Annotated in this window: 12 protein-coding genes; 6 read left to right on the top strand and 6 right to left on the bottom strand. The window is 46.3% G+C overall.

Annotated features, from left to right (window positions below):
• Window positions 1-194: 194 nt before the first annotated feature.
• Complete coding sequence (locus AC6RV6_RS26100) at window positions 195-536, bottom strand: histidine triad nucleotide-binding protein (protein WP_500243817.1); 342 nt, start codon at window positions 534-536, stop codon at window positions 195-197.
• Between AC6RV6_RS26100 and AC6RV6_RS26095 the strand changes: the two genes are divergently transcribed.
• Window positions 535-672 (top strand): hypothetical protein, encoded by a 138-nt coding sequence (locus tag AC6RV6_RS26095; RefSeq protein ID WP_500243816.1) that lies wholly within the window; start codon window positions 535-537, stop codon window positions 670-672. The two genes, AC6RV6_RS26100 and AC6RV6_RS26095, sit on opposite strands and share 2 nt — an antisense overlap.
• Window positions 673-682: 10 nt before the next feature.
• Window positions 683-2,212 carry a YifB family Mg chelatase-like AAA ATPase gene (locus AC6RV6_RS26090; protein ID WP_500243815.1) on the top strand — a complete coding sequence of 510 codons (1,530 nt, stop codon included), beginning with the start codon at window positions 683-685 and terminating at the stop codon, window positions 2,210-2,212.
• A 127-nt stretch (window positions 2,213-2,339) separates the two neighbouring features.
• Here the strand turns inward: AC6RV6_RS26090 and cdf31 are convergent, their stop codons facing one another.
• Window positions 2,340-3,248: a CDF family zinc efflux transporter Cdf31 gene (cdf31, locus tag AC6RV6_RS26085; RefSeq protein WP_500243814.1), complete on the bottom strand. Its 909-nt coding sequence runs from the start codon at window positions 3,246-3,248 to the stop codon at window positions 2,340-2,342.
• 172 nt (window positions 3,249-3,420) lie between these two features.
• On the opposite strand from cdf31, the gene AC6RV6_RS26080 reads away from it, so the two are divergent.
• Window positions 3,421-3,768 carry a hypothetical protein gene (locus AC6RV6_RS26080; protein WP_500243813.1) on the top strand — a complete coding sequence of 116 codons (348 nt, stop codon included), beginning with the start codon at window positions 3,421-3,423 and terminating at the stop codon, window positions 3,766-3,768.
• A gap of 57 nt (window positions 3,769-3,825) precedes the next feature.
• On the opposite strand, the gene AC6RV6_RS26075 is transcribed toward AC6RV6_RS26080, so the two are convergent.
• The 4 genes from AC6RV6_RS26075 to AC6RV6_RS26060 form a co-directional block, all read right to left on the bottom strand.
• Window positions 3,826-4,092 (bottom strand): DUF4327 family protein, encoded by a 267-nt coding sequence (locus AC6RV6_RS26075; protein ID WP_500243812.1) that lies wholly within the window; start codon window positions 4,090-4,092, stop codon window positions 3,826-3,828.
• A 252-nt stretch (window positions 4,093-4,344) separates the two neighbouring features.
• A complete protein-coding gene (locus tag AC6RV6_RS26070) occupies window positions 4,345-5,964 on the bottom strand; it encodes a glycoside hydrolase family 3 N-terminal domain-containing protein (protein ID WP_500243811.1) in 1,620 nt (539 codons plus the stop codon).
• 18 nt (window positions 5,965-5,982) lie between these two features.
• Window positions 5,983-6,369: a 30S ribosome-binding factor RbfA gene (gene rbfA / locus AC6RV6_RS26065; protein WP_500243810.1), complete on the bottom strand. Its 387-nt coding sequence runs from the start codon at window positions 6,367-6,369 to the stop codon at window positions 5,983-5,985.
• 170 nt (window positions 6,370-6,539) lie between these two features.
• The gene (locus AC6RV6_RS26060; RefSeq protein ID WP_500243819.1) at window positions 6,540-6,743 is read right to left on the bottom strand and encodes a DUF751 family protein; all 204 of its coding nucleotides are present in this window, start codon (window positions 6,741-6,743) and stop codon (window positions 6,540-6,542) included.
• Window positions 6,744-6,943: 200 nt separating this feature from the next.
• Here AC6RV6_RS26060 and AC6RV6_RS26055 point away from each other — a divergent pair, with 200 nt between their 5' ends.
• The 3 genes from AC6RV6_RS26055 (at window position 6,944) to AC6RV6_RS26045 (ending at window position 10,851) form a co-directional block, all read left to right on the top strand.
• On the top strand, window positions 6,944-7,717 hold the full coding sequence (locus AC6RV6_RS26055; protein WP_500243809.1) for a sulfite exporter TauE/SafE family protein: 774 nt from the start codon (window positions 6,944-6,946) through the stop codon (window positions 7,715-7,717).
• Window positions 7,718-8,091: 374 nt separating this feature from the next.
• Window positions 8,092-9,618, top strand: coding sequence for an ammonium transporter (locus AC6RV6_RS26050; protein ID WP_500243808.1), 1,527 nt, complete (start codon window positions 8,092-8,094; stop codon window positions 9,616-9,618).
• Between the two features lie 165 nt (window positions 9,619-9,783).
• Window positions 9,784-10,851, top strand: coding sequence for a GDSL-type esterase/lipase family protein (locus AC6RV6_RS26045; protein ID WP_500243807.1), 1,068 nt, complete (start codon window positions 9,784-9,786; stop codon window positions 10,849-10,851).
• Window positions 10,852-10,900 lie beyond the last annotated feature (49 nt).

Genomic DNA, 10,900 nt, shown 5'->3' with positions numbered 1-10,900 from the left:
ACAAAGACGCGCTTTGTTGAGTTTGTACTGTTGTAGTCATTTTTATGATTATTGCTTGGTTATGATATTGCAGGATTTTTTCACCTGCTTGAGTAGATACTAACGAATATATTTCGTTTTGTAAAGGGAATCGCAAAAATTCTTTAACAATAAAGTGGGAATTCCCGATCCTTGGGAGGTTGGGGCGCTTTACATTAGCCCGGCGGCCAATTCATTGGGCGATCGCCCAAAATATGCAGGTGCAAATGATCTACAGTTTGCCCGCCATCAGTACCATCATTAATGACCACGCGATAGCCGTTCTTCAATCCGGCTTGTTCCGCAACTTGCTTGACCTTAAGCAGCAAATGCCCCATCAACGCATGGTCATCTGAGACGGCCTCAGAAAGTCGAGGAATGGGTTTTTTGGGGATGAGGAGAATATGAGTAGGCGCTTGGGGGGTAATATCCTTGAAGGCCAGACAAAGATCGTCCTCATAAACAATATCGGCGGGAATCTCTTTGCGGATGATTTTGCCAAAAATAGTGTCGCTCATGGCTTTGGGTAAAGGAGAATGGGAAATCGGTAAGGGACGGTTGGCCGATCGTACCGATCGCTTTTATTTTCTCAAGAAAGCGATCGCCTCGGCAACGATCGATAACCCAGTAAAATACTTTATGCAATTGTGTTAACGCAAAAATTATGCTGGCTAGGGTTTGGAGTGCGTCTCTCGTAGGAATCGATGCGGTTAAGGTCGGGGTTGAGGTCGATGTATCGGGAGGATTGCCCAAGGTTATTGTTGTCGGTTTACCCGATGCCGCTATTCAAGAATCCCGAGAGCGAGTAAAAGCCGCCCTCAAAAATTCGGGACTCATTTTTCCCCTGCGACCTATTCTCATTAACCTGACTCCAGCAGATTTACGGAAAGAGGGGCCGAGTTTCGATTTACCGATCGCCGTGGGAGTTCTTGCGGCTTCCGAACAAATCGACCCGCAATTATTGGGGGATTATTTATTTTTAGGCGAATTGTCTTTAGATGGTAGTTTGCGATCGGTCGCCGGAGTTTTACCAATTGCTGCCGCCGCAAAACGGATGGGGATAACAGGTTTAATTGTTCCTGAAAATAATATTCGCGAAGCCGCCGTCGTGGAGGGGTTAAAGGTCTATGGCTTCAAACACTTATCTCAAGTTGCCAGTTTTCTCTGCCAACCGGAAGATTACCCGCCCGTAGAATTTAATATTAAAGCTGAATTTAAACGCCAAAAAATTGGGATTGCAGACTTAAAAGAGGTTAAAGGGCAAAATCACGCCCGCCGTGCCTTAGAAATCTCGGCAGCAGGAGGTCACAACCTCATCCTCGTGGGTCCTCCCGGTAGCGGAAAAACCATGTTAGCCCGTCGCTTGCCGGGGATCATGCCTTCTTTATCTTTTGGAGAAGCCTTAGAAGTATCTCAAATTCATTCTGTTGCTGGTTTATTGAAGAATAAAGGCACTTTAATCGAAGAACGACCCTTTCGCGGACCTCATCATTCTGCATCGGGACCTTCGTTAGTGGGAGGCGGAAGCATTCCTCGTCCGGGGGAAATTTCTTTGGCACATCGAGGAGTCTTATTTCTCGACGAATTAACTGAATTTAAACGCAATGTTTTAGAGTTTTTGCGACAACCTTTGGAAGACGGTTGCGTTACGATTTCTCGTACTCGTCAATCGGTGATGTTTCCAGCCCAATTTACCTTAGTTGCCAGTACAAATCCTTGCCCTTGCGGTTATTATGGTGACTCGCTCCAGCCTTGTACTTGTTCTCCTCGTCAACGCGAAAACTACTGGGCAAAATTATCGGGACCTTTAATGGATCGCATTGATTTACAAGTGGCGGTGAATCGTTTGAAGCCTGAAGAAATGACGCGACAGGCAAATGGAGAGCCTTCGGAGTCAATTCGAGAACGGGTTGAAATTGCTCGCGATCGCGCCCGTCAACGCTTTGGCAACGATACCAGTACTCGTTGCAATGCGGAAATGAAAAGTCACCATCTACAACAGTTTTGCGCTTTAGATGATGCCAGCCGCAATTTATTAGAAATGGCGATTCGCAAATTAGGGCTTTCTGCTCGGGCAATGGATCGCATTCTCAAGGTATCCCGCACGATCGCAGATTTAGCAGGAGAGGACAAAATTATATCTCAGCACGTTGCCGAGGCAATTCAGTATCGCACTCTCGATCGCCTGCAATAAATGCTTGAAAAGTTTGTTAAGACTGGGTAGCTAACAGATTATCTTCCCTTTAAAACTGTGGAAAACTCTTGGAAATCTGTGGAAAAAGCAACAATATTGTGGATAACTTACCGGGAGACTGGGGAATTTAATAAGTAATGCGATCGCTCTCATAACTCGGCGGTTCGACATGGATGAGAATGCGGGCGGGAGCAAAGCGGGCTTGCAAACGCGCTTCGACTTCTTCGGTAATTTGATGGGCGGTTTCCACATCGGAAGCATCGACAATTAAGTGCATTTCGACAAAAATTTGTCTGCCTAAAACCCCTCGAGAGGCGATCGCGTGACAATTAATGACTCCCGGTACGCTAGTGGCGATCTCATAAATAATTTCCGGCGCGATCGCCATGCGATCGACCAACCACGGCAAATTCTCTTTCAACACTTCCCAGCCGCTCCAAAAGACCAACAAGGCAACGGGAAACGATAAACCCACATCTAACCATTGTAATTGCGGCCAGCCCCATAAATTTCCTTGCCAAACGCCAAATAAGCCCGCTAAAACTGCGATCGTCACCCAAATATCGCTCATGGTGTGTTTGGCATCGGCAATGAGAATGGGACTGCCGACACGCCGGCCTACGCTACGTTCGTAAAAGGCGACAAAAATATTAATGCCTAACACAATGAGTAAAAATCCCAATTCTATTGCCGATATTTGGATCGGTGTTAATTCTCCAAACAAGCGAGCGATCGCATTTTGCAGAATTTCAAAACAGGCAATTCCTAAAAACGCTGCAATTCCCAAGGCTCCCAGTGCCTCAAATTTTTGGTGTCCGTAAGGATGATCGCGATCGGGATGCGGGGAAGAAAAATTACTGGCGACCAGTCCTAATATATTATTGGCGCTATCGGTGACGCTATGGAGGGCATCGGCTTGCAAGCTCAGAGAACCCGTCATAAAGCCAACTCCTGCTTTGAGACTCATCACGGTGAGGTTGAGGCCTAACGTTAGGAGTAAAACTCTACGAATTTCTGCACGGTTATCTTTAAGCACGGATAGCCAATGAAATAATGAGCAATTAATCAGTAACAGAGCGGCTTTTGTTTATTTTTATTAAGGAGAAAGGAAAGGCGATCGTTTTCTGATAAGTTTTCCAAGGGAGTACGAGAATAACACTCAGAAAATAACGCCAGACTCTCCATTTCCTGCTTCCTATTATTTGCCAATGAGCCAACTCACCCTCAATTTAACTCAAGGTGCTGTTACCTTCAAATTTACGCCGGATTCTGCGAAGGCTCTCAAGGCAGAAATTCACCAACTCATGCAAACCCTAAAAACGATCGCGTCAGAAAGGACGACAGGCACAAAAAAACCATCCCCTCAAACCAATATGGAATATCGTTATGCGGGGGATGTTTTTCTGGAAGTATTCTGCAATCCTAATATTTATGCCACACCTTTTGCGGCCAAAGTTCTCATTACCGTACGAGACGAGCGCCTTCGTCTCACGACGGAAGCAGAACTCACTCAATTGGTTGAAGATATCAACTCATACTTGGAGCAGGTTGGTTGAGTATCTAACAAAAATCACCCAGAAAAATTAATTAAAAAAATTAACTAGAAATATGAATTAGTCATTTTCCCAAGTTTCCGAACCAATCAAGTCGCTAATGCGATCGCGAAGCAAATATTCGCATTTCTCTAACTCGCATTCGACATAAATCCATTCACGAGCGGGAATGTGTTGGCAAAGGACATAAATGGGTTGTTGGCGGCTCACCACTCCTCTATCCACTAATTCCCTGGCTTCATCTTGCAGAAGTTCAATGGAATAGTGAAAGGCTGAAGGGGTAGACGGAAGAGTGGAGGGGGCAGATGTTAAAGTTTGAACAGTCATAATTCACCTACTAAGCGAGCCTTTTTATTATTGATGTCGAGCAATCCCGATTGGGATAACCGCACCTAATTCAGTATAAAGAGTTACAGTTCTCTCGTACAACCAGATAAGAATTCCAAAACTGGATTACGATCGGCATAAGCTCGGCATGAGAGGAAAGGAAGAAGGGAGAATGATGAGCAAAGCTGCCTTTGCTGTATTTCTCAAAGTCTGGAAAAGGGATAAATTCTCTCGACAAAAGATTAATAGAAGTTATATAAAAGCCTCTTGCCGAACATTGTCCCTTGTCTTATATCCCAATAGACAATCCCACACAATTCTTTGCGCGGTGGGCATTTGTCCGTAAGCAAACGTCCAAGGAAGGATGGAGTTTAGGGTTGGCAACAACCACTCGATGGTATAAGGACTACCGTATAGGGCAAGAGCCTTGACTTTACCGCTTCTTAACAAACTCTTAAGTACTGATTTAGATTGAGGGGTCAAACTCGCACTACCGCGAAAGGGATTTCCGCGCAGGAACAGTTGCAAGGTCATTGAGGAGTAATTGAGCAATTGTTGCAAGTCTTGAGGTTCTAAAAGTTGTAATTTATAACCTAACTGTTGAGGAATGGTAATGGCAGAGGTATGGAGGCCGAGAAAGTCATTATTGAGAAAGTTGGGGGCGATAATGGCGTTAATGCCTTCATGGGGAATAGAGGGAGGACGAAAGGGCAACTCCCCTCCTGTTTGCATTGATTCTTTGAGGATGGTCTCGACGGTTTGGCGATCGCAAATCTGTGCGAATTGGCAAGGATCAAAGGATAGGGAGATCGAAGCATCTTTTTCCTTTCGTGCATTGTCTTGAAGACTCGGATCGAATTTTGGGCTCATTTTTTCTTTGGCCTTGCGAATGCGATCGACCGAGGCGAGAATGCGATCGCGAGAAATGCGACCGGTTTGGATGGCGCGATCGATCGCTGCGATTGTCCGTTGGGGATCGGCAGGCATTAATAAGATATCGGCCCCAGCTTCGATCGCCCGCAAGCAAACTTCTTCAGGATCGGCAAAATTGGCAACCCCAGCCATGACCAACGCATCCGTGACAATTAATCCCTCAAACCCCATTTTTTCGCGCAATTGCTCCGTGAGAATACGATAGGAGAGGGTGGCCGGAACATCGCCATCCCAAGCCAAAACTTGCAAATGAGCGGTCATCACGCTATCGACCCCTGCCGCGATCGCACCTCGAAAGGGAACGAGTTCTACGTCCTGCAAGCGAGTTTCAGAATGAGCGATCGCCGGTAAATCCAAATGAGAATCTGTCGCCGTATCTCCATGGCCGGGAAAATGTTTGGCTGTTGTTAAAACGGGATAGTGCTGACATCCTGTAAGAAAACTTGTTGCGAGTTCCGTTACGGTTTCTGGAGTATCCCCAAAGGCGCGAATATTAATTACGGGATTATCGGGATTGTTATTGACATCGACGACAGGGGCGAGAAGCCAATTAATCCCGGACGCAAGGGCTTCTCGGGCGGTTGTTTTCCCCATTTCTACCGCGCATTGTTTCGCTTTTGCGCGATCGTCCATTGCACTCAGTGCCATGGGTGGAGGAAACCAAGTCGCCCCGGGAAAACGCTGTCCCACACCCTCTTCAATATCTGCCGCAATCAGCAGGGGGGTTTTGGCCCAATTTTGTAATTGGCGCGATCGGGCTGCTAACTCAACGGCACTTCCTCCCAATAAGATAACGCCACCAATATTGAGATCGCCGAGCCAATGTTGCAATTGTTGGTTTGTGGCTTCCCAAATCGGATAGCGAATTTGTTCGTCAAATAAATGGCCAGATGCTCGCACGACAAGCATTTGAGCAATGAGTTGTTGGTTGTTTGTCATTTGTTATTAGCTCATTGCTCATTGTTCGTTGCTCATAGGTTTACGATCGCGATCGCTCTGTTCTATTTCTTCTAAGAGATGGATCATGCGATCGCCACGTTCGAGGGAGCGATCTTCAACAAAGGTAACTTCTGGCGTGCGGCGCAAGCGCACCCGGTGGCCGAGTTCGCGGCGAACGAACCCGGTAGAAGCTCGCAATCCTTCCATTGTTTGGGTTCTGACTTCTTCCGTGCCGTAAATGCTGACAAAAATCTTCGCGTGTTGCAGATCTCCCGAAACATCCACATCGGTCACGCTGACCATTCCCGTACCCACGCGATCGTCTTTAATCCCATTAAATAAAAGCTGGCTCACTTCTCGTTTGATCAAAGAAGAAACCTTAGAAATGCGACGACTGTTAGCCATAATTCCCCCCTCAGTTGTTAGCAAAATCTTGAAATATCTAAATAGTGGCGAGTGTTGCGATCGCCTTTTCTAGAATAAATCCCTCGAATCAGATTGAAAAGTTTTGGGAATATAGCAAAGATAAACGATGACTCCTGACCTAATTTTAAAGCAAATCCTCGTTTTTTGCCTCAAAGTGTCGATAAACCCAACATTGCTTTTAAGGTTAAAACCACAAAAATCGAGATGCTAATCAGTAATCCAACGAGCGCAACCGCCGTGATAGGGTTCTTCAATAAGGGTTTGAGCCAACCAAAGAGGGCAAAGAATATCCCTAACGTAATGGTGATAAAGTAGCGCTGATAGCGCAAAACATTTTCAAAAAATTCTTTCATTGCGATCGCAAAAATCCTTTTCCCTCTACTGTTATCACTTTCTCGGAAATTCGACAAGCCCAAGGGCGATCGCCAATCATAATGACTTGCTCCAAGGGAATTGTGCCGACTGTGAGGAAAACCCAAAAAACTTCCGAATATTAAGCCTCCTGCTAAAGCGGTCGGTACTGTTAACTGATAACTGATAACTGTTCACTGAAATGACACATTGGGTTTTATTGCCACTTTCCGGACTGTTTGCCGGGCTGCTGGCGGGATTATTGGGGATTGGCGGTGGAACGGTTCTCGTGCCGATTTTAGTGGCACTGGGCTATAGCTATAACCAAGCGGTGGCGACGAGTAGTTTAGCCATTGTCATTACTTCGGCATCGGGAACCCTGCAAAATTGGCGCATGGGGTTTCTCAATCCCAAGAATGTCCTCTTATTGGGAATACCCGCGATCGCTACGGCTCAATTGGGGGTTTATTTAGTTGGTGAATTGCCCGACTATCTCAAAGAAGGCGCATTTGGCATCTTGCTCGTCGTTACGATTTTTTTGGGGATGTTGCGAAAACGGTTGGGCGCAAGCGACACTCACCAAGCTGATTCACGAGGAATCAAACCCTTAATTTTTCGTTTAGGGACTGGAGGTGCGGCGGGACTTTTAGCGGGACTTTTTGGCGTTGGTGGTGGGGTTATTATGGTTCCCTTACAAATGCTCCTGTTAGGTGAAACCATTAAAACAGCCATACAAACCAGTTTGGGCGTTATTGTGATTACTTCAATCTCGGCTTGTCTCGGTCATGCCTTGCAAAATAATGTTTTGTGGCTACCCGGACTTTTCTTGGGATTTGGGGGTTTATTGGGTGCAAGAGCGAGTACTCGTTATTTACCGAAACTTCCCGATCGCATTGTTAATTTATGTTTTCGGACTCTGCTCGCAATTTTGGCAATTTACTTCTTTTGGCGATCGCTCATGTCTATGAACAGTTAGTAACGAACAAATACGAACAAGTAAAGATTAAACAAGTATTAACCTCAAAGAAATTGTGATTAACGATACAGAACCAAAAAAGGAAACAATACAAGATTGATAGATTTATCGCCTCTTATTTCTGCGATCGGCATTTCAACAATCTTAACAATTGCATATTTTTATGTCTTATAAGACTGGACTTTCGAGGGCAAATCAGGTAATTGTATAGATTCAGAGCAGGCCTCCCATTCAATAGATTGGCTAACCCCATTCTAAAGACAGCAAGAATGGAAACAAACGAAACGAAATCTGTTGGCAATTCAAAGCAGACAGAATGCGTTTCGGGTTAATGCTCATACTGTATTGCGTCAATTCAGGAAAGTTTTGTAACGATGACCAATTCAACAACAGAGAAGGTGGGGTCGAGGAGGAAACGGAAATCGCATGTTGCGACAGAAACCGCCCCTTATCTCAAACCTTTCAAAAAAATCTCGCGCTGGTTTTCCCCTACGTGGCTGCTTTGCATTCCCTTAGTCGCTTTGATCGTCTTCGTTTGGGATGGAGCGGCCGTCGCTCAACATTCCTTTGACCTCGAAGAAATGGATATGGCGGATCCAGCCGTCGTTAAAGGGATTTTAGACACGGTTTTTGTCTTCTTTTGCGCTGTGCTGGTGATCTTCATGAATGCTGGCTTCGCAATGGTCGAGACAGGATTCTGTCGCCAGAAAAATGCGGTTAATATCCTCTCCAAAAACTTGATTGTTTTTGGAGTCGCCGTGATTGCGTATTGGGCGATGGGTTTCGCCTTCATGTATGGAATTGGGGATACTGAAACGCCGAATACCTTTATCGGTCTGAATGGATTCTTCCTTTCCAGTAGCGATCCGGCAACCTACGGACTCGATCCTTTTCCAGCCGGACTGCCGATTTCTGTCTCTTTCCTCTTCCAAGTTGCCTTCGCTGCAACGGCGGCAACCATTGTTTCCGGAACGGTAGCAGAACGGATTCACTTTACCTCTTTCCTTGTCTTTGCCTTTTTATTGGTGGGGGTTTCCTATCCCATTACCGGTCACTGGGTTTGGTCTGAAGGTTGGTTGGGTTCTCTTCCCTTTGGCGAAGATGTGGGTTTTCATGACTTTGCCGGCTCTACTGTTGTTCACTCCGTCGGCGGTTGGGCAGCTTTAATGGGGGCAGCATTCCTCGGACCCAGAAGCGGGAAATACCCGGCGAGTGGTGGGATTAATGCCATCCCCGGTCACAATATGAGTATCGCCACGTTGGGCTGTTTGATTCTTTGGATTGGCTGGTATGGATTCAACCCCGGTTCGGAATTAGCTGCCACCCCCAATGTTACCTATATTGCTCTCACCACAACCCTTGCGGCCTCTGCCGGAGGGGTTCTTGCGACCGTCACGTCATGGGTGAAAGATGGTAAGCCAGACTTATCCATGATTGTCAACGGAATTTTAGCCGGATTGGTGGGAATTACGGCGGGATGCGATGCCATTCCTTATTGGGGTTCTGTGGTTGTTGGCGCGATCGCTGGCATTATCGTCGTCTTTTCCGTTTCGTTCTTTGATTCCATCAAAATTGACGATCCCGTGGGTGCGCTTTCCGTCCACCTCGTTTGTGGGGTTTGGGGAACGATCGCTGTCGCCATTTTTGGCGGTGCGAACTTCCTTGCCCAAATTGTCGGCATTCTCTCCATTGGTGGCTTTACTGTCGCCTTTAGCTCTATTGTTTGGCTGGCTCTCAAAGCAATTTTGGGAATTCGCGTCGATCTAGAAGACGAAATGCGAGGCTTGGATATTAGCGAACACGGTATGGAGGCTTATAGCGGCTTCGTCACCGAAACTGACACTTTTGCAGGCGGAACCATTGCTCCCGTAAGCGGTAGCGAAGTGACGGGCGACGTTTAATTTTGTCGCGATCGCCGAGGGTAACTTCATAGAGTATCGCCCTAGTTTCCTAGTTAATTAGTCTCTAAAAAACCTGTCTTTTGCCGTAGAATGAGGAATTGAAGTTCCGTTTGGGTAAAGGCAGGTTTTTCTTTTATCCGTTTGCCATTCGAGAGGAGACAGTTTGTGTCTGCACCTTGGAGAAAGCCTTCTCGTCACGTCAAAAAAAGGTACGACCGAAATAAAACTTCCCAGCAACGCGATCGCATTTTGCCGATCGCGAATCATTGTTCTCGGTTGCTCCCCAAACCTTCTCAGAGAGAGGGGGAAAAAATCGCCAAAGCTCTGCGAATGGGCAAGATGCACCAAGAGAAAACACGATCGCGATCGCAACGTCGGAATGTGAATTTATACAATTGGTCGGTTTTATCCCTCGCGACCAATGGCATTTTATTATTAATGATTGCTTATCTTTGGCAGCAGCAGCCCAAGGCTTCAAATATTGCCTTAGCAAACTTATCGGGTGCGTCCATGCAGCTACTCGCCAAGACCCCTCTCGCTCGAGAACAAAATAGCCCGAGTCAGCGCCTCAATTATCAACAATGGGTGGAGTTATTGACACGAGAAGCGAATGGTGTCGCCGAAGTTAGTCCCGATAATCTCGCCATTCTTTTAGGCGATTCAATTACGCTTTGGTTTAGTCAAAATTTCCTCCCTGACAACAAAACTTGGCTCAACCAAGGAATTTCAGGGGAGAAAACCAAAGGATTATTGCGCCGCTTGCATTTAATCGATCGCGCCAATCCGGAAATGCTCTTTGTGATGATTGGCATCAATGATGTTTTGGCAGGCATTAATGATGCCACCATTTTGGCCAATTATCGCTTAATTCTGCAAGATTTGCGCGAGACTCATCCTCATGCTCGCGTCATCGTGCAGTCCATTTTGCCCCACAGTGCTGAAAAAGCAACTTGGGAAGGACGCGATCGCCTCCTAGAAATTCCCAACGCACGAGTCCGACATCTCAATCATCAACTCCATGCGATCGCTCGAGAAGAGAGCGCCTTTTTTCTCGATCTCTATCCTCTCTTTGCCGATAATCGCGGCAACTTAAGAATGGAACTCAGCACCGACGGCTTGCACCTCAATGCTGATGGTTATAAAGTATGGTCAACTGCAATCCAAATTTTCGATCAAATTGCCAATCAGCAAACAGTAAACAGCGATCGGCGAACAGTTATCAGTTATCAGTAAAGAAAGAGCGACAACCTATCACCAAAACCCCATACTCATCACTAGCAAA

The sequence above is a fragment of the Spirulina sp. LEGE 11439 genome (assembly GCF_059821285.1).
Note: the sequence above shows the minus strand (reverse complement) of the source record. Positions and strands in the feature narration are given on the sequence as shown.